This window comes from Curtobacterium sp. NPDC089991 (assembly GCF_044748425.1).
In the GTDB taxonomy this organism is placed as follows: Bacteria; Actinomycetota; Actinomycetes; order Actinomycetales; family Microbacteriaceae; genus Curtobacterium.
In genome coordinates this window covers 236610-260828 of record NZ_JBIVGB010000005.1, presented here as the reverse complement: position 1 = coordinate 260828, position 24219 = coordinate 236610, and the positions used below count along the sequence as shown (strand labels likewise).

Genomic DNA, 24219 nt, shown 5'->3' with positions numbered 1-24219 from the left:
CAGCGCCGTAAGCTGCACTGCATGGTCCGGTTCCAGCGCGAGCACCTCGAGACCCTGTTGGCCGCCGTCGACCACGGCACCCTCGACGCGGCCGCCCGGGCCCTGGCGATCACCCCGTCGGCGGTCTCGCAGCGCATCAAGTCGATGGAGCAGCAGGTCGGCCGGGTTCTGCTGCAACGGACGACCCCGGTCACCCCGACTGCCGACGGAGCGGTCGTGCTCCGGCACGCACGTCAGGTGCGGTTGCTCGACGACGAGACCGCTCGCGCACTCGGCGAGACCGATGCCGACGGTGCGGGGTCTGCGGTGCCGTCGATCCCGCTCGCCGTCAACGCCGACTCGCTCGGCACGTGGTTCCTCGACGCGCTCGCACTCGTCCGTGCCGACACCGAGGTGGTCTTCGACCTGCACCGCGAGGACCAGGACCGCACCGCCGAGCTGCTGCGCGCCGGCACGGTGATGGGTGCCGTGACGGCCGAGGCGGACCCCGTGCAGGGCTCCTCGTCGGTGCCGCTCGGCATCGACCGGTACCGGGCGGTGGCGTCGCCGGCGTTCGTCAACCGCTACCTGGCCGACGCCGACACCGAGCGGCGGATGCTGAGCCGCCTCGACCTGGTGCCCCTGGTCGACTACGACCGTGACGACGACCTGCAGCAGGGCTACCTCCGCCGGGTGCTCGGCCACGCGCCCTCCGGTCCACGCCACTTCGTCCCGACCTCGGCCGACTTCGCACGGGCGGTCTCGCTCGGCTTCGGGTGGGGGATGCTGCCCGAGGCGCAGTGCCTCGATGCCCTGGCGCGGGGCGAGCTGCTCGAGCTCACCCCGACGCGCCGAGCCGACGTCGCCCTGTGGTGGCAGCGGTGGAACCTGGCGTCACCCTTGCTCGAGCGGGTCACGGACGCGGTGCGGTCGACCGCCGCCGAGCGCCTGCACCCCGTCACCCGGTGAGCAGGCACGTGCCGGTGCTCGTCGCTGCGCCCGCGGCTCAGGTCTGGCAGCGCGGGCACCAGTAGGTGTCCCGCAGGGTGAGTTCCGAGTCACCGAGGTCCCCTCGCCGGATCCGGGTGCCGCACCGCAGGCACGGCTTGCCCGCGCGTCCGTAGACCCAGAACCGACGCCCCGGGCGATCGATCCCCGTCGTCACCCGGTGGCTGCGGTCCCGGTTCGCCAGGATGAGCCGGCTCGCCAGGGAGATCGTCCGGCCGGCGTCGTGCACCTCGGCCACCGGGCGGGTCGGCAGGACCCCGCGCAGGAAGCAGAGCTCGTTGCGGTAGACGTTGCCGAGGCCGGCGAGCACCCGCTGGTCGAGGAGCGCCAGTCCGACCGGGCGTGCAGGATCCCGCGTCAGGTTCTCGAGCGCCAGGTCGGCGTCCCAGTCGGGCCCGAGCAGGTCCGGGCCGAGGTGCCCGACGACCTCGGACTCCTGGTCGCGGGGGACCACCTCGAGCACCCCGAGCGTGAACCCGACGGTCGAGACGTCCTCGGTGTCGAGGATCGCGCGTGCCTGGTGCGCCGGGCGTCGCCAGCGCTCGCCGGGGGCGTAGACGTCCCACCGCCCCTCCATCTTCAGATGCGAGTGCACGGTCAGGTCCCCGATCCGGTGCAGCAGGTGCTTGCCACGGGGCACGACCTCGTCGACGGTGCGGCCGACCAGGTCGACGGTCGCGAACGCGGGCACCCGGAAGTCGCTCCGGGTCAGGACCTTGCCCGCGAGCGCCGTGTGCAGCCGGTGGGCTGCCCGGTAGACGGTGTCGCCCTCAGGCACGGAGCCGGAGTCCCTGCGGGGTGGCGGTGAACCCGGCGTCGCCCAGCGCGGTGCCGAGCGGGGTGCCGAGCACGAACTCGCCGTCGACGCGCTCGACCGCGAGCTTCCGCAGTCCGGTGCGCACGATGCCCGCGATCGACGCCGCTGCGACGGCCAGGTCGGCGGGGTCGTCGGTGAAGGTCAACACCGACTTGCCGCCGCGCTCGACGTACACCGCGAGCCGGCCGTCGACGGTGGTGACGAGTGCTCCGGCCTTGCGCCCGGGCCGGTGGCCGCGTGCGCCGGTGGTGGCCGGTGCCGGGGCCTTCTGCGCAGCCGCAGCGACAGCAGCGACGTCGGCGCCCGTGACGTCCGTGTCGGCCGCCGCGCGGTCGTCGGACGGCCAGGGCAGCGATGCGCCGTACGGGTTCGCGGGGTCGGTCGCGGCCAGGGTCAGTGCCTCGCGCTTCCGGTCCGGGTCGACGCGTTCGTCGTCGTCGAGGTCACGGGCGTAGGTCCGCAGCCGGTCGATGGTCGGACCCGTGGCGAACTGTGCGGCCCCGAGCCCCTCGATGAAGTAGCCGCGGCGCGCCCGCCCGGACTCCTCGAACCGCGAGAGCACTCGGTACACACCGGCGAACCCACCTCGGACCCCCTCGACCTGGACGGCCCCGCGGGTGACGACCCCGTAGCGCTCGAGCAGCTGCTCGGCGGTCGCGGCGGCCCGTACGGTCGAGTCGGACTCGGCCAGGGGGAGCAGGGACCAGCGGCCACCGACGGACGGCGGGCCGGACTGCGTCGGCATCGTCGGACGGCGGCGCCCGCGGTACGCACGAGCCCGCGGGGCGCTGCTGCTCTTCGCCTTGCCGCCGAGCATCGAGCGCAGCGGAGCGAACGTGTCGTTCGTGATCTGTCCGGCCCAGACGAGGTCCCACAGCGCCGTCGTCAGGGCCGGGTCGTCGGTGCTGCCGACGGCCTGCCCGAGCTGGCGGAAGAAGTACGCGCCGCCGCCGGCCAGGGCACCGAGCACGTCGCGCTGCAGCTCGGTGGTCTCGTCGCCGGAGGGCTCGGCGAGCGTCGTCGACGCCGTCTCGGCGAGGTGCAGGCGCACCCACCCGTCGTTGCCGGGCAGGGTCCCGCCGCCGGACCACAGGACCTCGCCGGTGGCGGTGAGCTCGTCGAGCATGTTCGTGGAGTAGTCGGTCACCCGCGCGGGCAGCACCAGGGTCTCCCAGGCGCTGGCGGGCAGGGCGACGCCGGCGAGCTGGTCGATCACCTGCAGGACCCCGTCGACCCCGCGCAGGCCGCCGCGGGTGCCGGGGGTCTGCACGTGCTGCCAGGCGGGCAGGAAGCGCGCGAGCGTGTCCGGCGACACCGGCTCGACCTCGTGGCGGAGCGCGGCGAGGGACTTCGTGCGGATCCGGCGCAGGACCTCGGCGTCGCACCACTCGGCGCCCTGCCGATCCGGGCGGAACTCGCCCTCGACCACACGTCGGTCGGCGACCAGACGGCGCAGGGTGTCCTGCACGACGGCGACCCCGAGGCCGAGGCGACCCGCGGCCTCCTGCGCCGAGAACGGCCCGTGCGACCGGGCGTACCGGCCGACCAGGTCACCGAGCGGGTCGGCGACGGGTTCGACGAACGCGGTCGGCACGCCGATCGGCAGCGGGACCCCGAGGGCGTCGCGCAGGCGCGAGGCGTCCTCGATGACGGCCCAGCGGGTGGACCCGGCGTGCGAGAACGACAGGACACGGCGGTCGCGTTCGAGCGCGGTGAGCACGGTCTGCACCTCGGTCGCAGCGGCGGAGCGGTCGTCCGACGCCGCCAGCCAGCTCCGGTCGACAGCTTCGTCGAGGTCGAGCGCGCCGACGAGCCGCAGCACGTCGACCAGCCCCTCGGCGTCGCGCGCCCGGCGGTCCGGCGACAGCCGCTGCAGGTCCTGTTCGACCGAGGCGATGACCGCCGGGTCGAGCAGCTCCCGCAGTTCCGCGCGGCCGAGCAGTTCGCCGAGCAGGGTCGAGTCGAGCGACAGTGCCGCTGCCCGACGCTCGGCGAGCGGGGAGTCGCCCTCGTACATGAACGCGGCGACGTACCCGAACAGGATCGAACGGGCGAACGGGGACGGCGTCTCGGTCTCGGTCTCGACCAGGCGGATGCGGCGGCCGGCGATCTCGTCGGCGATGCCGAGCAGGGCGGGCACGTCGTAGACGTCCTGCAGCACTTCGCGCACGGTCTCAAGCACGATCGGGAACGACGGGTACTTCCGGGCCACCTCGAGCAGCTGCGAGGCCCGCTGCCGCTGCTGCCACAGGGGCGATCGCTGCCCGGGGTTCCGACGGGGCAGCAGCAGGGCGCGCGCCGCACACTCGCGGAACCGCGCGGCGAACAGCGCCGAGCCACCGACCTCGTCCGTGACGAGTGCCTCGAGGTCGTCGCGCTCGAACACGAACAGGTCGGCGCCCGGCGGTTCGGCGTCGGTCTCGGGGATGCGCACCACGATGCCGTCGTCGGCGGCCATCGCGTCGCCGTCGATGCCGTGGCGTTCACGCAGCCGTGCCGCGACCGCCAGGGCCCACGGCGCGTGCACCTGCATGCCGTACGGCGAGTGCAGGATGAGCCGCCAGTCGCCGAGTTCGTCGCGGAAGCGCTCGACCACGAGCGTGGTGTCGTTGGGCACGTGCCCGGTGGCCGCGCGCTGGTCGCGCAGGAAGGTCAGCAGGTTCGTGACGGCACGCTCGTCGAGGCCGCCGGCGGCGACCCGGGCGCGGGCGTCGTCGTCCGAGGAGCCCTCGACCTCGCGCACGAACGCCCCCGTCGCGCGACCGAGTTCGGCGGGGCGGCCGATGCCGTCGCCCTTCCAGAACGGCACCCGACCGGGCTGTCCGAAGGCTGGGCTCACGATGACCCGGTCGTGGGTGATCTCCTCGATCCGCCAGCTCGTGGCTCCGAGGGCGAAGACGTCGCCGACGCGGGACTCGTAGACCATCTCCTCGTCGAGCTCGCCGACCCGGGAGGCCTTCTCGCCGACCATGAACACGCCGAACATGCCGCGGTCCGGGATCGTGCCGCCGCTCGTCACCGCGAGCCGCTGGGCGCCGGGTCGTCCGGTCAGGGTGCCGTGCACGCGGTCCCACACCAGCCGCGGGCGGAGTTCGGCGAACTCGTCGCTCGGGTACCGCCCGGTCACCAGGTCGAGCGTGGCGTCGAACGCCGAGCGGGGCAGGCCGCTGAACGGGGCGCTCCGCCGGACCAGGTCGAACCAGTGCTCGACGTCGACGGTGTCGATCGCCCCGGCAGCGACGGTGTGCTGCGCCAGGACGTCGAGGGGGTTCGCCGGCACCGAGATCGACTCGATCTGCCCCGAGACCATCCGTTCGACCGTGACCGCACTGTTGACGAGGTCGGCGCGGTGCTTCGGGAACAGCACTCCGCGGGAGATCTCGCCCACCTGGTGCCCGGCACGCCCGACGCGCTGCAGACCGCTCGCGACCGAGGGCGGCGCCTCGACCTGGACGACGAGGTCGACCTCGCCCATGTCGATGCCGAGCTCGAGCGAACTCGTCGCGACGACGCACCGCAGCCGACCGGACTTCAGGTCGTCCTCGATGATGGCGCGCTGGTCCTTTGACACCGAGCCGTGGTGGGCGCGGGCGAGCACGGGCACTGCAGTGTCGGAGCCGCCGCCACCGGTCTGCCCGGACGCGCCGATCATCTGCGCCGGCGGCCGCTTCGTGCCCTGGGGTGCGACCGCATGTGCCGAGGTCCGGGCGGGCGACTGCGCGCGACCCCGCGCCACCGGCAGCCCGTCGTCGGCCGGCGAGACACCCGCCGGCACCAGCGCATCGCCCACCGCGGCCGGAGCCGCCGCAGCGATGACGCGCTCTTCGTGGATCTCGTTCAGCCGCGCGGTGAGTCGCTCGGCCAGTCGCCGCGAGTTCGCGAACACGATCGTCGACCGGTGCTCCTCGATGAGGTCGACCACACGCTCTTCGACGTGCGGCCAGATCGAGCCGTTCGCGGGCGCGTCGGACGCGTCCGCACCGACCGGCGGAGCACCGAGCTCGGCCATGTCGTCGACCGGCACGACGACCCGCAGGTCGAAGGTCTTCTGCGCCGGCGGGGCGATGATCGTCACCGGTGCACGCCCGCCGAGGAACCGAGCGACCTCTTCCGGCGGCCGGACCGTGGCGGACAGCCCGATGCGCTGCACCGGCTTGTCGAGCAGGTCGTCGAGCCGCTCGAGCGAGACGGCCAGGTGCGCTCCGCGCTTGGTCGAGGCGACCGCGTGCACCTCGTCCACGATGACGGTGTCGACGTTGACCAGGGTCTCGCGCGCCTGCGAGGTGAGCATGAGGTACAGCGACTCGGGCGTCGTGATGAGGATGTCCGGCGGCTGGCGGAGCAGCTTCTGCCGGTCCGACGACGGGGTGTCGCCACTTCGCACCCCGACGGTGACCTCTGGTGGTTCGGTACCGAGCCGCCTGGCCGTCTGCGTGATGCCGACGAGCGGGCTGCGCAGGTTCCGCTCGACGTCGACGCCGAGGGCCTTGAGCGGCGAGACGTACAGGACCCGTGTGCGCTGCTTGGCCGGCGGCCGGTCGGTCGCGCTGATGAGCCGGTCGATGGACCACAGGAACGAGGCCAGGGTCTTGCCGGAACCGGTCGGCGCGATGACGAGTGCGTGCTGCCCCGTCGAGATGGCGTCCCAGGCGCCCGCCTGCGCCGGTGTCGGGGCGTCGAACGCACCTCGGAACCACTCCGCGGTCGCGGGGGAGAAGCGCTCGAAGACGTCCGTCATGGTCCGCCCATCCTGCCCGTCACCACCGACAGCAGCCCGAGCGGGGAGTACCCCTTGACAAGACGATAGTTAGCGATCTATCGTAAACACATCGCGATACGACGAAGACGAAACCAGTCAGACCGATCGCGAGCCGACTCAGCAACAAGGAAGGACGCACCATGCGCCCCATGCACAACGACAACGACAGCAACCACCACCCGCGCGGCCCCCGTTTCGGCGGCGCGCGGCAGCACCACGGCGCCGGCTTCCCCGGCCGCGACCGCGGTGACCACGAGCACGGCGGCCGAGGCGGCCGTGGCTTCGGCCCGGGCTTCGGGCCGGGCATGGGCTTCGGCCCCGGCTTCGGTGGCTTCGGCGGACCCGGCTTCGGTCGCGAACGCCGCCGCCGCGGTGACGTCCGCCTCGCGATCCTCGGCCTGCTGGCCGAGGGGCCGCAGAACGGCTACGCCGTGATCAAGACCATCGCCGAACGCACCGGCGGCGCCTGGAAGCCGAGCCCCGGCTCGGTCTACCCGACGCTCCAGCAGCTCGTCGACGAAGACCTCGTGGTCTCGTCGGGCGACGGCCGCAAGACGCTCTTCGAGCTCACCGATGCCGGCAAGGCCGAGGCCGAGGCGAAGGCCGACGAGATCGCAGCGGCACTCGACGCGGCCCCCGGGATCCCGGACGCGCAGCGCGAGTTCTTCGAAGCGCTCCGGAAGACCATGGGCGTCCTGCAGATGTACCGGACGACCGCGACGGAGGACCAGGCCAAGGCCGCCACCGCCAAGGTCGACCAGCTCCGCAAGGACCTGCTGCAGATCCTCGCCGACTGACGGTCAGGAGGCACGGTGCCAGCTGGCACCGTGCCTCCCGTCCGTCGTCGCCGGGGCTAACCCCCGCGCATCGTGAGCAGAAAAGGTCGAGTCCGCACGTCGGACCCGACCATTTCTGCTCACCAAGCGCGCCCCGCGCCTACGCCCCCATGAACGCCGCGACGTCCGACAGCTCCGCTGCCGACACCGCGTGCGGCAGACCCTCGTACGTCCGGTCCGTCACGGTGGTGTTCGCCGCCGCCCACGCCTGCGTCCGCGCGGTGGCCTCCGCCGGGATCACCGGGTCGAGGTCGCCGTGCCCGAGGAACACCCGCGGCCGGACGGCGGCGACGGCCTCGTCGCGCGAGTCCGTCACCCCCGGCACGACGAACCCGGACAGCGACACCGCGAACGCGAACGCCGCGGGCCGTGCGCGCAGCAGCTGCAGCGCCATCGACCCGCCCTGCGAGAACCCGAGGAGTCCGATCCGCGGGTGGTCGGCGGCGACGGAGTCGACCCACGCGAGCACCTCGGCGACGGCGGCGTCGACGGGCTCGAGCGCGGGGGAGCCCGGCGTCCCGAGCGGGTACCAGCTGAACCCCTGGCCCCACGGCATCGGCGCCCGCAGCGATGCCATCGTCCAGGCCGCCGGCAGCGCGGGGGCGAGTCCGAGCAGGTCGCGTTCGTTCGACCCCACCCCGTGCATGGTCACGAGCAGCGGTGTCCCTGCGCGTTCCTCCGCGGGACGGGTCCACTGCACCAGGTCTGCATCGATCATGTGGACAACGCTAACCATCCCCAAGTCCCGCGCCTTCCGCCGAACTCGACGCCGTCCCTGGTAGACACGGTGCATGGCCTCGTTGCAAACCCCCGACCCCGACTCCGGCTGGCTGTCCGACGAGGAACTCGCCAACGCGCGTCGTCGACTCCCCATCTGCTACGTCGAGGCGATCCCCGTCCGCACCGACGGGCTCGGCGTCGTGACCGAGGTCGGAGTGCTGCTGCGTGTGGCCCCGAGCGGCTCGATCGTCCGCACCCTGGTGTCCGGTCGCGTGATGTTCGGCGAGTCCATCCGCACGGCGCTCTTCCGCCACCTCGAGAAGGACCTCGGCCCGATGGCGTTCCCGCAGCTGCCGTCGAGTCCGACGCCGTTCACCGTGGCCGAGTACTTCCCGCTGCCCGGCGCCTCGGTCTACACCGACGAGCGACAGCACGCGATCTCGCTGGCCTACGTCGTCCCGGTCACCGGCACGTGCGAACCCCGGCAGGACGCCCTCGAGCTCACGTGGATGACCCCGATGGAAGCCGCGTCCGACGGCGTCGCCGACGACATGGAGGGTGGCCGCGGCGCCCTGCTGCGCGCGGGCCTCGCGTCGGTCGGCGCGCTCATGTAGCGACCGACTCGGTTCCCGAGCACGAGGGAGCCCCGCACACGACGGAGCACCCGCGCACGACGAAGCCCCCGGATCCGATCGGATCCGGGGGCTTCGCAGCGCGGTAGTGAACCGGCTTGTTACTTCGCGTCGCGGTCGCTCTTGAGGCTGTCGGCGACGCCGGAAGCGGCGTCCTTGACGTTCGTACCCGCCTGCTTGGTGTCGGCCTTGACCTGATCGGTCTTGCCCTCAGCCTTGAGGTGGTCGTTGTCCATCGCGTTCCCGACGGCCTCCTTGACCTTGCCTGCCGCCTTCTCAGCGGCGTTCTTGATGTCTTCGATCCCAGCCATAGGCACTCCTTCCAACAGCGGACGTTTCCCCGTCAGCCGCTTGCGCGGCATCCGGTGAAGGAGAAACTACGCCTTTGGGGGCGTCCGCCTCGCAGGCGCCCCCAAGGTTGTCCCCCGCTGGTCAGCGCGGGCCGGGTCGACAGATCAGTGGCGGTCGGCAGCGCCGGCCGGACGGGAGGCACGGCGCGACGAGCCACGACGGCCCCCGCCCGACTCCTGGCCGGCTCCACGGCCCGCGGCGTAGCCACCGTCCGAGGACCAGACGGCAGAGGACCCACCGCGCACGGTGTCGCTGCCGGCGCGGCGGCTGCCGCCGGTGCGGCGACCACCCGTCGAGCCCGCACCCGCGGCGGAGGAGCGCCCGGTGCCCTCGGAACGTGCGCCGCGAGCCGGACGGCCCTGACGGCCCCCGGCCGAACCGGCGGACTCGGAAGCCGAGCCGGAGCGCGCGGGCTGACCCGAGCCTCCCGGACGGCCGCCGCGACCACGACGACCACGGTCACCGGCGGAGTCGGCGGAGCGCTGCTTCGGCTGACGCTGCTGCTGCGCGGGCTGGTCCTCGGCGACGTGGCGGATCGGGGCGATCTCACCGACGAGCGTGGTGACCGCCGGGGAGGTCGCGGTGACCTGCTGCGGGGTGACCTTGATCGCGGCGGCACGCATCATCTGCGCGACGTCGCGACGCTCGGCGGGCATCGTCACCGTGACGACGTCACCGGACGAACCGGCACGGGCGGTACGGCCCGAGCGGTGCAGGTACGCCTTGTGCTCGGTGGGCGGGTCGACGTGCACGACGAGCTCGACGTTGTCGACGTGCACACCACGGGCGGCGACGTCGGTGGCGACGAGGACGAGGGCCTCGCCGGACGAGAACTTCGCCAGGTTCCGCTCACGGGCGCCCTGCGACAGGTTGCCCTGCAGGTCGACGGCCGGGATCCCCTGGCTGCTGAGCTGCTTGGCGAGGCGCTTGGCGTGGTGCTTGGTGCGCATGAAGAGGATGCGGCGACCGTTGCCCGAGGCGAGGGTGCTCACGAGGTGCTTCTTCGCGTCGGCGTCGGCGACCTCGAACAGGTGGTGGGTCATCGCCTCGACGGGGCTGTTCGCCTCGTCGACGGAGTGCATCACCGGGTTGTGCAGGAACTTCTTGACGAGCTTGTCCACGCCGTTGTCGAGCGTGGCGGAGAACAGCAGACGCTGCCCCTGCTCGGGCGTCGCCTGCATGATCTTGGTCACGCCGGGCAGGAAGCCCATGTCGGCCATGTGGTCGGCCTCGTCGAGGACGGTCACCTCGATGTCACCGAGGTTGACGTGGCCCTGCTGCATGAGGTCGGCGAGACGACCCGGGCAGGCCACGACGACGTCCACGCCGCCGCGCAGGGCGTCGACCTGACGGCCCTGTCCGACGCCACCGAAGATGGTCGTGGTGTTCAGGCCCATGGCCTTCGCGAGCGGAGCGAGGGCGACGTCGATCTGGGTCGCGAGCTCACGGGTCGGGGCGAGCACCAGGGCACGGGGGCGGCCGGCACGGCGCTTGCGGCCACTGGCGGCGAGACGGGCGACGAGCGGGATCGCGAACGCGATCGTCTTGCCGGAGCCGGTGCGGCCACGGCCGAGGACGTCCTTGCCCTGCAGGGAGTCGGGGAGCGTGTCCTCCTGGATCGGGAACGCGGTCTCCTTGCCCTGGTCGGCGAGGACGGCGACCATCGGCGCGGGGACGCCCAGGTCGGAGAAACGGAGGTCATTGGTGGTCATGGTGACCTTTCGAGCCGGATGAGACCGGCTGTGGGCGCGCTCTGAGGCAGCGCGCGGGCGGGATGCGCGCCAACAGAGGTGGCTGGCGCAGTCGCCGCAGCAGAGAAGCCTGGGCACCTTCGGGAGGTGCTCGATCATCGACCAGAGGATCAGTGGAACGTGGTCGGGAGTTCGGGGCGTCCGTACGACGCACGAGACGATCGGCGTCTCGAGTACCACCAGCATAGCGTGTCGACCCCGCAGAACCCAGGACCGGTCCGTTCGCCGTGCGCATGCGAGGATTCCCGGGTGCGCACGCGAACCGTCCTGATCACCACCGCGATGGCCCTGGTGGCCGTCCTCGGCACGGCCGGCTGCGCCGAAGCTGCTCCGACCAGCGCTGCGGCGAGCTACCGCAACCTGCCGACCTCGGGGCGCCCGGACTACCAGCTCGGCGGCTCCTACACGCCGCCGTCCGGCGTGACGATCGTCGAGCGGGACAGCACTGCGAAGCCTGCGACGGGCAAGTACGACATCTGCTACGTCAACGGGTTCCAGACGCAGCCCGAGTCCGCCCGCACGTGGACGGGGTCGTACCCGTCGGCGATCCTGCGCGACCGGGCCGGCAAGCCGGTGTCCGACCCGGGTTGGCCGGACGAGATGCTCCTCGACACCCGGACGGCAGCGAAGCGCGCGCTCATCACGAAGGTGCTCGCGAAGTCCATCGCCCGCTGCGGCGACCGCGGGTTCGACGCGGTCGAGTTCGACAACCTCGACTCGTGGACCCGGAGCGGGAAGCGGCTCACGCGCGCCGGCAACCTCGCGCTGGCGAAGTCACTCGTCGACACCGGGCACCGCCACGGCCTGGCCGTCGGGCAGAAGAACACGCCGCAGCTCGGGGCCTCCGGCCGGAAGCAGACCGGGTTCGACTTCGTCGTCGCCGAGGAGTGCGTGCAATACCGGGAGTGCTCGGCGTACACGAAGGCCTACGGCAAGCGGGTCATCGACATCGAGTACGCGGACACCCTCGAGCGCTCGTGGGGCTCGGTCTGCACGCTGAAGAGCCGCCCGGCGATGACGATCCTGCGCGACCGCGACCTGGTCACGCCGACCGACGACGCCTACGTCTTCGAGCACTGCTGAGCGCGGGTTCCTTCCCAGAACGCCCGCGATGGAAAGTCGAATCGGGCGTACCGGGCCGGAACTTCCGACCAGGTACGCCCGAAAGCACCAGGTACGCCCCAGAGCCCCGGTGCCTACGCGGGCCAGGCGTCCTTGAGCGCGGTGGCCGCCTGGTCGGCCGACAGTCCCGCCGCGCGGGCAGCGGCTGCGAGCGCACGTGCCGCATCAGCCACGGCGTCCGGCACCTCGGCCGGCCGCACCACCCGGGTGCCGGCACCACGCGCGGTGTGCACGAGCCCGGCCTCCTCGAGCAGCTGGTAGGCCTTCGCGACCGTGCCGGCCGCCAGCCCGAGCTCGTCGGCCAACCCCCGCACGCTCGGCAGCCGTTCGCCGTCGACGAGGTACCCCGCGCCGATCTGTGCCGCGATCTGCGAGCGGACCTGCTCGAAGGGCGGCACGCGTCCGCCGGCGTCGAGTGCGACCAGTCCTGCCATGCGTTCCACCCTAGAAGTCGTACTGCTCGCCGACCGGGATCGGCACCGGCACGGTGTTGCCGGGAGGCGCGAGCGGGCACGCCCACGCCGGGTCGTACGCGCACGACGGGTTGTACGCGAAGTTGAAGTCCAGCACGAGCGAGTCGGCGTCGTCGCCGCCCAGGTCCGAGCCCTTGATCGTGTCGAGCAGGTAGCGTCCGCCGCCGTACGTGCCACGGGCCTTGCCGGCGCTGGAGTCCTTCACGGGGACGAACAGCCCACCCGCGTAGCCGCCGTGCGACCAGACGTCGAGCGTGCCGACGCCCGGGACCGTCACGACGCCGAGGCGGTCGAAGTGCACGGTGCCGTCGGTGCCGGTCTCGTAGTCGAACTCGGCGGGCTCGGCGGGTTCGATGCGCACCTGGAATCGCCAGGCGGGGTCGTAGTCCGGCACGGGCAGCGACTCGAAGTCGCGGGCGTCCTCGTCCAGGAGCGGCGACGCGGGGTGCTCCGCGAACATCGCGTCGCGGGTCTCCCGCCACAGCGCGTGCGCCGTCTGGGGATCCGGCGTCGCACGGACACGGCGGTACAGGTCGAACGTCATGCGCCGCCAGTCCACGGTCGCCAGCGTGCTGCGCACACGGTCGTCGGTCGTCGGCTCCTGGGGGCGCGTCTGGCTCACGTGGTCGAGGCTACGCCCGCTCCGCGGTGGACGGGAGGCCCGACTCGCCTCGGTCAGGCAGCATCCGTCCGCCAGGTGGGCGCGAGCGCACGCATCCGGTACGCCCGCCACTGCCAGATGACCCACATCCCCGGCCACAGCAGTGCGCCGAGGGGCCACGGCCGCATCCGGTAGGTCAGGCGGTCGATGAGCAGCGTCCGGTCGCCGGGAGCCGGCACGACCGCCATCCGGTGGCGCATCGTCATGCGGCCGAACAGCCCGCTCGTGCCGCCGCCGTTGTCACGCTGCACGGGGACGCCGTCGATCTCGTACAGGTCGAGGTCGACGTGCGTGTCGCCGCTCGGCACGAGGCCGAACGCACTCGCGGTGATCGGGTGCGGGTGCCCCGGTTCCCACCGCTCCGGGAACCCCTCGGGGCTGCGCGAGCGGTACACCAGGAACGGCTTCGTCACCGCGACCATCACGGACGGGGACAGCAGGGCATCGCGCACGGCGTCGACCGGCGCATCGAGGACGATCCGGATACCGACGTGCATGCCCAGGACCCTACGCGCGGCGGCCGTGACCAGTACCCGGTGAATGTGAAATACGAGTATGTCAATCTGGGAGGCATGCGTTCCGTTCACTCTCGTCTGCCCCTGCTCCTCGCTCCTGCCGCCCTCCTCGTCCTCGCCGGGTGCGCCACCGACTCGGCGTCGGTCGTCCCCGCACACGACGAGGGCGCGGTGTGGTCCTACGACGGCGCGAGCGGGCCGGCGCACTGGGGGGAACTGGCGGACGACGACGCGCTGTGCGGAACGGGTGTCCGGCAGTCCCCGATCGACCTGCCCGAGGCGGACGACGGCCCGGAGCTCGACCTCGTCGGATCGGGCCCGGTGCGGGGAGCGACGGCGGACAACGGGCACACCGTGCAGTTCACCGCCGACGACGGCGCCTCGACCACCATCGACGGAGACGCGCTGGACCTGGTGCAGATGCACTTCCACGCCGGCTCCGAGCACACCGTCGACGGCGACCGCTTCGCCGCCGAGTTCCACTTCGTGCACGCGGACGACCGCGGAGCCCTGACGGTCGTCGGGGTCCTCGCCGAGCGGGGCGCGCACAACCCCGCGTACGACAGCTACGTCGCCGGCGCCACGGCCGGAACCGGTCGGGAGAGCACCGTCGACGTCGAGGCGATGCTGCCGGACGATCGCTCCTTCGTGACCTACGACGGTTCGCTCACCACGCCGCCCTGCACCGAGGGAGTGCGGTGGATCGTGTTCGAGGACCCGATCGAACTCGGCGCCGACCAGCTCGCCGCCCTCGAGGCCGTACACGACCACAACGCCCGGCCGGTCCAGCCGCTCGGGGACCGGATCGTGCGCGACCGGCTCTGACGGTCAGGCGTGTCGGGCGGACCGGCGGCGGGACCCCTCGGCGCGGTCGTGCCGCCGGAGCCGCTCGGCCAGGGACAGCCGGACCGCCGGCCACTCCGAGGCGATGATCGAGAACACCACGGTGTCGCGGAGTGTGCCGTCGCGGCCGATCGAGTGGTTCCGCAGCACACCGTCCTGCTTGGCGCCCAGACCGGCGATCGCGGCGCGGGACTGGTGGTTGTGCCAGTGCGTGCGGAACTCCACCGCGATGCACTGCCAGGCCTCGAACGCGTGGGACAGCATCAGCAGCTTCGCCTCGGTGTTGATGCCCGATCGCTGCGCCGACTTCGCCAGGAACGTGCTGCCGATCTCGACGTGCCGGTTGCCCGCGTCGATGTTCATGAAGGTCGTCGAGCCCACCACGCGGCCGGTCGGACGGTCACGCACCGCGAAGGGCACCATGCGGCCGGCCTCGTGCTCGGCGAGGCGCCGGTCGATCTCGTCCTCGACCTGGGCCGGCGCGGGGACCGAGGTGTACCAGGTGCGCCACAGATCGCCGTCCGTCACCGCTGCCCGCAGGTCTTCCGCGTGCTCCTGCGCGAGGGGCTCGAGCGTCACACGGTCGCCGGTCAGGGTGGGCGCGGGGGCGATCTCCATGGAAGTGCATCCTACGGTCGTCGACCATGGTGGAGCCTGTCGGGACGGCCACCCTGTGGAGAGGGACAGCATCGCCCGGACGGCTATCGTGACGGACGTGGCAGAACGCACCCAGGGGCAGTACCAGGTCCGGTTCGCGTGGGGCACCGGTGGTGCGGCACGCATCGCCCAAGACGCACACCTCGTCGTCTGGGTGGACGTCCTGCCGAGCTCGCCGGACGCGGCGGCGCAGCGCCGCGCGTTGCGGAACGCGACCGCCCAGCTGCCGGACGGTCCGGAGGTCGTGCTCGGCCACCTCGGCAACGCGAGTGCGATCGCGGAACGGGTGACGGGCCTCCAGGCCGATCGTGGCGACCGGTGCGTCGTCGCGGTCGTCGCCGCCGGGCTGCACCATCCCGGAGCGCTGGACGACGCGGCCGAGGCCGCGGGCGAGACCGTCGACGTGCCCGACGCACCCGACTTCGCCGTCGAGGACCTGCTCGCCGCCGGCGCCGTCGTCGACGCGCTCGCCGCGGTCGGGATCGACCACACCTCACCGGAGGCCGCCGCGGCCTGCGCGGCGTACACCGGGCTCCGGCGCGCGGTGAAGCACCTGGTCACGGCCTCCGAGAGCGCGGCCGTCCTCGGTCGCGAGTCGGTGCACGCGGCGCTCGCCGTCGGACCGGAACTGGTCGTCCTGCGGGAATCGCGGGGCCGGGCGTAGCGTTCGGGCGGACAGGGACCGGAGCGCCGTCCAGGCCGTCCGGCACCAGCGAGCGAAGGAGCAACGCATGAAGGCAGTCGTCGGCGACACGGTGATCGCGGAGGCCCCGGAAGAGGACCTCATCAAGATCGAGGGCAACTGGTACTTCCCGCCGTCGAGCGTGAAGTCCGAGCTGTTCACCGAGAGCCCCACCCAGTACCACTGCCCGTGGAAGGGCGACACCCAGTACTTCACGGTGAACGTGGACGGACAGGCGCTGCAGGACCGCGCGTGGTCCTACCCGACGCCGATCCCGTCGTCGTTCGACCGCGTCGGCAAGGACTACTCGGGCTACGTCGCGTTCTGGAAGGACGTCACGGTCGTCGAGTGACGACGGACGTCGTGCCGCGCACCGCGTCGCCGCGCACCGCGTCGCCGCTCACTGCGTCACCGTGAGCACGATCAGCGCGACGTTGAGCGCCACGATGACCGCCGCGATCACCCACGCCACCACGCGGGTGGTCGCGGCGTTCACGTCCGTGCCCATGATGCTGCGGCGCGACGTGTAGACGACCAACGGGACGATCGCGAAGGCGATCCCGAAGCTCAGCACCACCTGGCTCACCACCAGCAGCATCGTCGCGTCGGCACCGATCGCGAGCAGCACGATCGCCGGCACCAGGGTGATCACGCGCCGTGCCACGAGCGGGATCCGGACGTGCAGCAGCCCCTTCATGATCTCGGCGCCGGCCATGCAGCCGACCGAGGTCGAGGCCAGCCCCGACGCCAGCAACCCCACCGCGAACAGCACCCCGACGACGGGCCCGACGTGGTCGGCGATCGCCCGCTGGGCACCGGGGATCGAGTCGGTGTCGGCGACGCCGGGCAGGGTCGCCGCGGCCAGGACGAGCATGCAGATGTTCACGCCGCCGGCGACCACCAGCGCGAGACCGACGTCCCACCGGGTCGCGACGAGCACGCGGCGGCGCTCGGGGCCGGCGGGGACGTCGCCGTGCCGGTCGCGGGCCAGCGCGGAGTGCAGGTAGACCGCGTGCGGCATGACCGTCGCGCCGAGCATCGACGCCGCGAGCATCACCGACTCGGAGCCCTCGAACCGCGGCACCAGGCCGCTGACGAGCTCGGCGGGGGAGACCTGCGCGAAGAGCAGCCCGGCGCAGAAGCCGACGGTCAGGATCGCGAGCATCGCCGTGACGACGGCTTCGAAGGTGCGGGTCCCGCGGCGGCTGTGCAGGGTCAGCAGGAGCATCGAGACCACGCCCGTGATGAGCCCACCGGCGACGAGCGGCAGGCCGAAGAGCAGGTGCAGGGCGAGTGCGCCGCCGATCACCTCGGCGATGTCGGTCGCGGCCGCGACGATCTCGGCCTGCCCCCAGAACAGCAGCCTCGGGGTGCGACGCATCCGCAGGCCGAGGTGCTCCGGCAGGGACTTGCCCGTGACGACGCCGAGCTTGGCGGACAGGTACTGCACGACGACCGCGCTCGCGTTCGCGGCGACCAAGACCCAGAGGAGCAGGTAGCCGTACTTCGCGCCGGCGGTGAGGTTGGCCGCCACGTTGCCGGGGTCGACGTAGGCGATGGCCGCGACGAACGCCGGGCCGAGCAGGGTGAGGCCGGCGGCGCGGCGCCTCGGGGTACCCGTGGGTTCCTCGGTGGTCCTGGCTGCGGCGGTGTCGGTCACGGGACCCAGCATGCCAGAGAATTCGGCGCGCCGAATCTTTTTCTTCGCGGTGCCTTGTCGGCTGGCTGGAGGGTGGTTCAGACCGCCGCGCGCCGAGCGCGGTGCGCACGGACCTTGGCGCGGTTCCCGCAGCGCTGCATCGAGCACCAGCGGCGGGTCCCGCCCCGCGAGGAGTCGTAGAAGACCAGCGCGCAGTCGTCCGCCGAGCAGCGGCTCAGACGCGTCGGACGGCCGTCGGCCTCGACGTCGTCGAAGCCGACCTCGGTGAACAGCGCGACGGCGTCGCGCGCGACGCTGGACAGTGCCTGGGCCAGGCGGACACGGTTGGCTCCGGCACGTCGGCGGCCACCCGGGAGGCTCGGGGGCACGTCCGGCAGGGCGGCGAACAGGTTGACGGTGTCGATGTCGTCGGGCGCGGGGCGCGTGCGGCCGGTCCCGGCACGCAGGCCCGCCGCGACGGCGGTGCGCTCGGCCGCGGTGGTCGCCGGGCCGGGGGCTGCGGCGACGGCGAGTCGGGCGATCGCCGCGCGGAGCGCGCGGGCGTCCTGCAGCTCGCGCGCGCTCGCCCCGACGTCGATCGGTTCGGTGTGGTCGCTGAGCCACTCGTCCAGGTCCGCCGGGCTCGCGAGCAGCTCACCGAGCTGCGATCGGGGACGCCGGCCGTCCGGGTCGTCGGCGAACCCACCGGTGTGCGCGAAGTCCAGGGCGATCCGACCGGCGTCGAAGAACCAGGTGGATCCGGCGTCCGTGCGGATGTGCTGCCCCGTGTGCATCCGTCCAGGCTAACGGGTTACCGGCGCGCCTCCGCGCGCGGACGGACTCATGCGGTAGTCGAGGCCACCGTCGACGGGGTGTCAGCGTCGCTCCGGCGCCGCCAGACGATGGCGTTGCGGGGATCGAACCGGCGGGAGCACCGGGCACAGGCGAGCTGGCGGGTGGGCGTCCGGTAGCGGAAGTGCTCGTGTCCGGCTGGGCATGTCCCGATCCACGGTGCGAGCTCGCTGGCGATCGGGCCGTCGTGCAGCCGCGAACCCGTGTACCCGATGGCGGACGCGGTCCGCTTCCACTTCGGGCCGTGGCCCGCACGGGCGCCGGCGAGGGCGTGCGCGACCTCGTGCAGCAGGACCTGCTCGACGTCGTCGTCCGAGAACCGTGTCGCCAGGTGCCGGCTGACGGTGATGCGCTTCCGGGCGAAGTCGCACTGTCCTGCGCGGGTCTTCGCGTGGTCGAACCCGAAGGCCCACGAGCCCGCGCCGAGGTGTTCGGTGATGAGTGCCTCGGCTCGGGAACGGACCGTCTCGAGTGCGGTCACTGGTCGGCGCGGGGGTCGGCCTGGCCCTTCTTGGCTGCCCGTGCGGCGATCCGTCCCCAGATGTCGTCGGCCTCGGTGCGCGCGGCGTCCGGCGCCCCGAGCACCCGGCGGCGGATCGGCGGGACCTGCTTGACCGGCTCCGCGACGCGCATGGTCGGTTCGTCGTCCTCGGCGCGGCGGGCGGCGACCTCGCGGGCCGTCCGCGGCTTGTCGGCGGGTTCGGCGGGGTGCGTGATCGAGGCACGCATCGCCGCCTCGACCGCGGTGCGCAGGGCGTCGGTGCGCTCGGACGGTGCACCGGCCTGGCGGAACGCCTGGTAGGCGCGGGACAGTGCGGCGCGGGCCTCTTCGAAGCGGTCGTTCTCGAACAGCGACCACCCCTCGATCTCGGCGGCGGCACCCTCGAGCTCCGGCCACTCCTCGGTCGCGGCGGTGTCGCGGGCCAGGGCGGCCTCGGTCGCAGCACGCTCGTGGCGACCCAGGTCGTGCAGGATGTGCGCGCGCCGGATCCGGGCGGCGACCTTGTCCTGACGTTCGCCCGTGAACATCGCGAGGCGGAAGACCTCCTCCGCGACGACGAGGGACTCGTCGAGACGGCCGAGCAGGCGGAGGAGCTCGGCACGTTCCGCGAGCGCCTCGGTGCTGCGGCTCTGACCGAGGTCGCGCAGACGCTGGTGCACGGCGTCGACGTCGACCGCCGGTCGCAGGCTGATGGGCGCGAAGGTGCTGCCCGGGCTGACCCCGGCCGTCACGGGAGCCGCGTGGCGCGGTTCACGGGACGGGTCGGACGGGTCGGGCTGCTGACGGTCGTCGGGCGGGAGGGACATCGGTTCGAGGGTAGCCGCGCTCTGCCGGGAGCGGCCGGTGCGACGCGCTCAGGCTTCGCGCCGGCGGACGCAGAACGGCCCGCCGTGCCGGAGCACGACGGGCCGTTCCGGACGGGCTCAGCGGATCAGGACATCCCGCTCGCCGCGACCGCAGCGACGCCGACCGCCACGACGAAGACGATGAGCGCGACGACGGCGAGGACGATCGCGAAGACGCCCCAACCGCGGCCACGCTTGGTGACGGCAGCGATGATGCCCTGCACGATCGCCCACAGGCCGAGGGCCGTGCCCAGGTAGAACATGAGGGATCCGGTGATGACGTTCGACGAGGTCATCAGCTCGGTGATCTGCGCGTCGCTCGGCGTCGCTCCGCTGTTCTGCATCGAGTCGCGGAAGGCGTCGGAAGCGCCGAACGACTGCCCGAACAGGTACCCGCCGATGGCTCCCACGACCAGGGCGGCGAGGCCGACCACGAACGCGATCACGCCGACGGTCTTCTTCTTGGCCTTCGGTTCCTCGTAGCTCTGCCACGCGGGCGAACCGGAGCTCGCGGGCGCGGCGGCGTACGGCTGCTGGCCGTACTGCTGCTGCTGGCCGTACTGGTCCTGCTGCTGCCCGTACTGCTGCTGCTGCCCGTACTGGTTCTGCTGCTCGCCGTACTGCGGGGCGGACTGCCCGTACTGCGGCGTCGGGTCGCTCCGCTCGCCGTACCGCGGTGCGTCGGCGGCGGGCTGCTGCTGCGGGGCTTCGCCCCAGCTCGGCGCCTGGCCGTCGCCCGTCCGGTCCTGGTTGCTCCGGTCGTCGTTCGTCATCAGGGGATCCCATCGCTCGGTCGCGCACCTGCGCGGTCGTTCAGACCATCCTGACAGCCGCACCCGCCGAGTGCCCGGGAACGGCCTGGCGCGCCGCCCCGTCGTCACCGCAGGGTCAGGCGCCGAACACGCTCCGGTTCGGCTCCGGTGACGCCACGGCCGTCGCGTCGGTGACGATCGGCGCCCCGGCGATGAACGCCCGCAGCTCGGCCCCGTGCACGACCTTCGCCGGCATCGGGTCCGACGAGTACCGCCGCGGCATCTCGGCGATCGGCAGGTCGGTCGGCGAGCCGAGCAGCACGATGTTCCCGAACCGACGCCCCTTGAGCATGCCGGTGTCCGCCACCGCTGCGACCGACGGCAGCACGGCCTGCAGCGTCGACGCCTGCCCCCGTGCGAACGCGAGACCCGCGCCGTCGGCCACGTTCACGGCGACGATGCCGGTCGGCGACAGGAACGCGGCGACCTCGCGGTAGAACTCGATGCTCGTCACGTGCGCCGGGATCTGCGAGCCGCCGAAGACGTCCACCACCGCCAGGTCCACCGTGCCGCGCAGCCCGGAGGGGAGCTTGCCGAGCACCTCGCGCGCGTCGCCGTACCGCACCCGGATCGACGCGCCGCGGGGGAACGGCAGGACCTCGCGGACGTGGTCCACCAGGTCGCGCTCGAGCTCGATGACCTGCTGGCGGGAGCCCGGCCGGGTCACCGCGACGTACCGGGGGAGCGTCAGGGCACCGGCGCCGAGGTGCAGCGCCGTGACCGGGCCGGACGGCAGCAGGTCGATGGCGTGCCCGATCCGCCGGATGTACTCGAACGCCAGGTGGGTCGGGTCCTCGAGGTCGACGTGCGACTGCGGCGTGCCGTCCACCACGAGCGTGAACGACCCGGGGCGGTGCCGGTCCGGCTCGACCACCGAGTAGCCCGCACCGATCCGGAACCCGTCGAACGCATCAGCCATGCGGTCAATCGAACACCACCCGACCGGCTCCGCGATCACCACCCGGGCCCCCACCCCTGGTTGGTGTGCCCGCGGACGCACCGGAACGAGGCTGGATCCATCGGTCGGGGACGTCCCGCCGGGTCACCTCGAAAGGCACACCATGTCGGTCCAGCTCCTCGTCAACGTCCTGATCGGCGTCGCCCTCGTCGGCTTCCTCGGGTACCGCCAGGCCACCTGGCAGTACCTCGACCCGGCGCGCATCTGGCGCACGCCGATGATCATGGCGATCGTCGGTGTGGTGGTCCTGGCGCAGTCGGGGGCGACGATCACCACGACCGACGTCGTGTTCCTCGGCATCGAGGCCCTGATCACGATCGGTGTGGGCCTGACGATGGGCACCATCACCCGGTTCCGCACGGTCGCCACCCCGGACAGCAAGGGTCGGACGATCCAGTCCCGCACAGGGTGGCTCGGTGCGTCGCTCTGGATCGTGCTCATCGCCGTGCGCGTCGGCCTCGATGTGCTCGGCGGCCACCTCGGTGCGCACCTGCTCACCTCGACCGGCGCGATCCTGCTCGTGCTCGCCCTGAACCGCGCCGCCCGCGCCGTCGTCATCGACCAGCGCATCCCGCGCGGAGACCGCGGAGACCGCGGCGACCGGACCGCCAGTGGCCGCACCACCCGCGGCATGATGGTCCGGTGACCCTGCTGAGCGGACAGGACCCGACCGACCTCCCCGGGGGTCGGTCCCGTTCGGCAACCGCCTGGGGGCTCAACGCCCTCGGCATCGTGATCGTCGGGTTCTGGTTCGTGAAGAACGGACTCGAGCTGCAGCCGCCCGCGTGGGTGTGGGTGCTCGGCGCGGTGGCGCTCGCCGCGTGGGCGCTCCGCGAGTTCGGCCGGACGCCGCAGCTGCTCGTCGTCGCGGGCGTGGTGATGATCGTCGCCGGTTCCCTGACCGTGGTGGCGACCGACTCGCTCATGATCGTCCCCGTGATCGTCGGGATCGTCCTGCTCGGCGCGAACCTCCGGGTGCCGGTCTGGCTCGCGGCGGTGGCCGCGGTGGGGGCGATGGTGGTCATCGCCGTCTGCGCGACGATCGAGCACGCCTCGGTCCAGTTCGTCCTCGGCACGAGCGGCGGGCTGCTGCTCGGCGTGCTCATCGGGTTCAGCCGCCGGCAGTTCCGGGTCGCGGCGCAACGTGCGCGGCAGGCCGAGCGGGACCAGCAGCGGGCGCAGCTCCTCGCCGACCGGTCCCGGGCCTCGCGGGACATCCACGACGTCCTCGCGCACTCGCTGGGCGGACTCGTGCTGCAGCTCGACGCGGTCGAGGCCCTGCTCGAGGCCGGCCGGGTCGACGACGCGACGAAGCGTGCCGGCGAGGCCAGGACCCTGGCGGCGGACGGCCTCGCCGAGGCCCGCCGAGCCGTGCACGCCCTCCGCGACGACGCGGACGCCGAGCCCGGTGCCACCCCGGACCGGGCCGCCGCCCCGGACCGGGCCGCCCCCGACCCGACCACGACCGCGGACCGCGCCACCGGACCGGACCGGACCACGGCCCCGGACCAGGCCACGCGGACCACCGGAGCCGACGTGCCGGACGCGAGCCGCGCCTCCCGGCCGTCCACCGACCACGTGCCGGACCGCGCCGACCACACCGACCGCACCGACCACGTGCCGGACCGCACCGACCTGACCGCCCTGGTCGCCGCCCACCGCTCGTTCGGCGGCACCATCGTGGTGCAGGGCGACGTGACCCTGGCCGCACTCGACGAGGCGCACCGCGCCGCCGTCGTCCAGGTCGTCCGCGAGGCCCTCAGCAACGCCCGCCGGCACGCCCCCAGCCGCCCCGTGTCGCTGTCCGTCAACCGTGACGGCGACGCCGTGGACGTCGTCGTGGCCAACCCGCTCACCGGCGGCGGCCAGGGCCTGCTCGGGATGCGCGAGCGCGTCGAGGAGCTCGGTAGCGGCGCGACGGTCGAAGCGGAGCGGTCCGACGACGAGTTCGTCGTCGCGCTGCACCTGCCGGTGGACCGGGTGGCCGAGCACGAGGTGGACGCCTCGTGACCATCCGTGTCCTCGTCGTCGACGACCAGGCGATCGTCCGCGACGGCCTGGTGACGGTGCTGTCGCTCGTACCGGACCTGCAGGTGACGGGTGAGGCCGCCGACGGCGCCGAGGCGATCGCAGCGGTGGACCGTGACGCTCCCGACGTCGTGCTGATGGACCTCCGCATGCCCGGTACCGACGGGCCGACGGCGACCGCGCGCATCGTGGCCGACCACCCGCAGGTGGCGGTGCTCGTGCTGACGACCTACGCGGACGACGAGTCGATCGTGACCGCGCTCCGGGCCGGTGCGCGCGGGTACCTGACGAAGGACGCCGGACGGACCGAGATCGCGACGGCGATCCGGGCGGTCGCGTCGGGGCAGTCGACGTTCGACGCCACGGTGGGGGCGCGGCTGGTGGCGCAGCTCGCCGGCGGCGGGGCGACGGCATCCGCACCCGCTGTGCCGGCGCTGCGTGACCGGTTCCCGGACCTCACCCCGCGCGAGGCCGACGTGCTCGAGCGCATCGCGGCCGGCCGGACGAACCCGCAGATCGCGGCGGAGTTGTTCCTGACGGTGCCGACGGTGAAGTCGTACGTGAACCAGGTGTTCGCGAAGCTCGGGGTCGCCACCCGCGCCGAGGCGGTCGCGCGCGTCCTGCGCTGACCGGTCCTGGCCGGTACGTGAATGCGTACACATGGACGGCCAGCGGACGCCAAGACTCGTTCCGTACTGTTCATCCGGTCGTCACGCGGGACCGCGTCGATGCGTGCAGTGCCCCACACCTCGCGCGTCCGCCCTCCCGACGTGACCA

The 24219-nt window shown here is 72.8% G+C and carries 25 protein-coding genes; 10 read left to right on the top strand and 15 right to left on the bottom strand.

Annotated elements, in window-relative coordinates; translation table 11 throughout:
- The first annotated feature begins 21 nt into the window (after positions 1-21).
- Positions 22-948 carry a LysR family transcriptional regulator ArgP gene (locus ACIPV1_RS15430; protein ID WP_123936991.1) on the top strand — a complete coding sequence of 309 codons (927 nt, stop codon included), beginning with the start codon at positions 22-24 and terminating at the stop codon, positions 946-948.
- A 37-nt stretch (positions 949-985) separates the two neighbouring features.
- Here the strand turns inward: ACIPV1_RS15430 and ACIPV1_RS15425 are convergent, their stop codons facing one another.
- Positions 986-1765, bottom strand: a complete 780-nt coding sequence (locus ACIPV1_RS15425; RefSeq protein ID WP_123936990.1) for an Fpg/Nei family DNA glycosylase — start codon at positions 1763-1765, stop codon at positions 986-988.
- Entirely contained in the window at positions 1758-6542 is a 4785-nt protein-coding gene (locus tag ACIPV1_RS15420) for a DEAD/DEAH box helicase (RefSeq protein ID WP_123936989.1), read from the bottom strand. Before ACIPV1_RS15420 ends, ACIPV1_RS15425 begins: the two co-directional genes overlap by 8 nt.
- A gap of 161 nt (positions 6543-6703) precedes the next feature.
- Here ACIPV1_RS15420 and ACIPV1_RS15415 point away from each other — a divergent pair, with 161 nt between their 5' ends.
- Positions 6704-7360 (top strand): PadR family transcriptional regulator, encoded by a 657-nt coding sequence (locus ACIPV1_RS15415; RefSeq protein ID WP_111083510.1) that lies wholly within the window; start codon positions 6704-6706, stop codon positions 7358-7360.
- Positions 7361-7499: 139 nt separating this feature from the next.
- On the opposite strand, the gene ACIPV1_RS15410 is transcribed toward ACIPV1_RS15415, so the two are convergent.
- Positions 7500-8117, bottom strand: coding sequence for an alpha/beta hydrolase (locus tag ACIPV1_RS15410; RefSeq protein WP_185094113.1), 618 nt, complete (start codon positions 8115-8117; stop codon positions 7500-7502).
- A 73-nt stretch (positions 8118-8190) separates the two neighbouring features.
- On the opposite strand from ACIPV1_RS15410, the gene ACIPV1_RS15405 reads away from it, so the two are divergent.
- Complete coding sequence (locus ACIPV1_RS15405) at positions 8191-8733, top strand: NUDIX hydrolase family protein (RefSeq protein WP_111083509.1); 543 nt, start codon at positions 8191-8193, stop codon at positions 8731-8733.
- Positions 8734-8852: 119 nt separating this feature from the next.
- On the opposite strand, the gene ACIPV1_RS15400 is transcribed toward ACIPV1_RS15405, so the two are convergent.
- Both ACIPV1_RS15400 and ACIPV1_RS15395 read right to left on the bottom strand, forming a co-directional pair.
- A complete protein-coding gene (locus tag ACIPV1_RS15400; protein WP_402726754.1) occupies positions 8853-9062 on the bottom strand; it encodes a CsbD family protein in 210 nt (69 codons plus the stop codon).
- 144 nt (positions 9063-9206) lie between these two features.
- Positions 9207-10814, bottom strand: a complete 1608-nt coding sequence (locus ACIPV1_RS15395) for a DEAD/DEAH box helicase (RefSeq protein WP_402726753.1) — start codon at positions 10812-10814, stop codon at positions 9207-9209.
- Between the two features lie 288 nt (positions 10815-11102).
- Here ACIPV1_RS15395 and ACIPV1_RS15390 point away from each other — a divergent pair, with 288 nt between their 5' ends.
- Complete coding sequence (locus ACIPV1_RS15390) at positions 11103-11936, top strand: endo alpha-1,4 polygalactosaminidase (protein WP_402726752.1); 834 nt, start codon at positions 11103-11105, stop codon at positions 11934-11936.
- Between the two features lie 113 nt (positions 11937-12049).
- Here the strand turns inward: ACIPV1_RS15390 and ACIPV1_RS15385 are convergent, their stop codons facing one another.
- From ACIPV1_RS15385 to ACIPV1_RS15375, 3 genes are all read right to left on the bottom strand, one after another.
- Positions 12050-12409 carry a GntR family transcriptional regulator gene (locus ACIPV1_RS15385; protein WP_165901018.1) on the bottom strand — a complete coding sequence of 120 codons (360 nt, stop codon included), beginning with the start codon at positions 12407-12409 and terminating at the stop codon, positions 12050-12052.
- A 10-nt stretch (positions 12410-12419) separates the two neighbouring features.
- Positions 12420-12992 (bottom strand): DUF1684 domain-containing protein, encoded by a 573-nt coding sequence (locus tag ACIPV1_RS15380; RefSeq protein ID WP_123293403.1) that lies wholly within the window; start codon positions 12990-12992, stop codon positions 12420-12422.
- 131 nt (positions 12993-13123) lie between these two features.
- Positions 13124-13606 carry a hypothetical protein gene (locus ACIPV1_RS15375; protein ID WP_123293092.1) on the bottom strand — a complete coding sequence of 161 codons (483 nt, stop codon included), beginning with the start codon at positions 13604-13606 and terminating at the stop codon, positions 13124-13126.
- Between the two features lie 75 nt (positions 13607-13681).
- On the opposite strand from ACIPV1_RS15375, the gene ACIPV1_RS15370 reads away from it, so the two are divergent.
- Complete coding sequence (locus ACIPV1_RS15370; RefSeq protein ID WP_133937359.1) at positions 13682-14449, top strand: carbonic anhydrase; 768 nt, start codon at positions 13682-13684, stop codon at positions 14447-14449.
- 3 nt (positions 14450-14452) lie between these two features.
- On the opposite strand, the gene ACIPV1_RS15365 is transcribed toward ACIPV1_RS15370, so the two are convergent.
- On the bottom strand, positions 14453-15085 hold the full coding sequence (locus ACIPV1_RS15365; RefSeq protein ID WP_123339447.1) for a GNAT family N-acetyltransferase: 633 nt from the start codon (positions 15083-15085) through the stop codon (positions 14453-14455).
- Between the two features lie 97 nt (positions 15086-15182).
- Between ACIPV1_RS15365 and ACIPV1_RS15360 the strand changes: the two genes are divergently transcribed.
- Both ACIPV1_RS15360 and ACIPV1_RS15355 read left to right on the top strand, forming a co-directional pair.
- A complete protein-coding gene (locus ACIPV1_RS15360; protein ID WP_402726751.1) occupies positions 15183-15788 on the top strand; it encodes a hypothetical protein in 606 nt (201 codons plus the stop codon).
- A gap of 67 nt (positions 15789-15855) precedes the next feature.
- A complete protein-coding gene (locus ACIPV1_RS15355) occupies positions 15856-16158 on the top strand; it encodes a DUF427 domain-containing protein (RefSeq protein ID WP_111083501.1) in 303 nt (100 codons plus the stop codon).
- 48 nt (positions 16159-16206) lie between these two features.
- Here ACIPV1_RS15355 and ACIPV1_RS15350 read toward each other — a convergent pair whose 3' ends face one another.
- The 6 genes from ACIPV1_RS15350 to ACIPV1_RS15325 all read right to left on the bottom strand — a co-directional run bounded on the left by ACIPV1_RS15350 (position 16207) and on the right by ACIPV1_RS15325 (position 21375).
- Positions 16207-17466, bottom strand: coding sequence for an Nramp family divalent metal transporter (locus ACIPV1_RS15350; RefSeq protein ID WP_207895445.1), 1260 nt, complete (start codon positions 17464-17466; stop codon positions 16207-16209).
- Between the two features lie 77 nt (positions 17467-17543).
- Positions 17544-18239, bottom strand: coding sequence for a CGNR zinc finger domain-containing protein (locus ACIPV1_RS15345; protein WP_111083499.1), 696 nt, complete (start codon positions 18237-18239; stop codon positions 17544-17546).
- A gap of 47 nt (positions 18240-18286) precedes the next feature.
- Positions 18287-18778 carry a SprT-like domain-containing protein gene (locus ACIPV1_RS15340; RefSeq protein ID WP_123293099.1) on the bottom strand — a complete coding sequence of 164 codons (492 nt, stop codon included), beginning with the start codon at positions 18776-18778 and terminating at the stop codon, positions 18287-18289.
- The gene (locus ACIPV1_RS15335) at positions 18775-19605 is read right to left on the bottom strand and encodes a hypothetical protein (protein WP_111083497.1); all 831 of its coding nucleotides are present in this window, start codon (positions 19603-19605) and stop codon (positions 18775-18777) included. Before ACIPV1_RS15335 ends, ACIPV1_RS15340 begins: the two co-directional genes overlap by 4 nt.
- Positions 19606-19730: 125 nt before the next feature.
- Positions 19731-20417 (bottom strand): DUF4064 domain-containing protein, encoded by a 687-nt coding sequence (locus ACIPV1_RS15330; RefSeq protein ID WP_123339451.1) that lies wholly within the window; start codon positions 20415-20417, stop codon positions 19731-19733.
- A gap of 115 nt (positions 20418-20532) precedes the next feature.
- Entirely contained in the window at positions 20533-21375 is an 843-nt protein-coding gene (locus ACIPV1_RS15325) for a spermidine synthase (RefSeq protein ID WP_123339452.1), read from the bottom strand.
- 142 nt (positions 21376-21517) lie between these two features.
- On the opposite strand from ACIPV1_RS15325, the gene ACIPV1_RS15320 reads away from it, so the two are divergent.
- Genes ACIPV1_RS15320 through ACIPV1_RS15310 form a run of 3 tightly spaced genes read left to right on the top strand, consistent with a single transcriptional unit; the run spans position 21518 to position 24071 of the window.
- Positions 21518-22060, top strand: coding sequence for a hypothetical protein (locus ACIPV1_RS15320; protein ID WP_123293102.1), 543 nt, complete (start codon positions 21518-21520; stop codon positions 22058-22060).
- Positions 22057-23424, top strand: coding sequence for a sensor histidine kinase (locus ACIPV1_RS15315; RefSeq protein ID WP_402726750.1), 1368 nt, complete (start codon positions 22057-22059; stop codon positions 23422-23424). Before ACIPV1_RS15320 ends, ACIPV1_RS15315 begins: the two co-directional genes overlap by 4 nt.
- Positions 23421-24071: a response regulator transcription factor gene (locus ACIPV1_RS15310; RefSeq protein WP_131877677.1), complete on the top strand. Its 651-nt coding sequence runs from the start codon at positions 23421-23423 to the stop codon at positions 24069-24071. Before ACIPV1_RS15315 ends, ACIPV1_RS15310 begins: the two co-directional genes overlap by 4 nt.
- Positions 24072-24219: the final 148 nt, after the last annotated feature.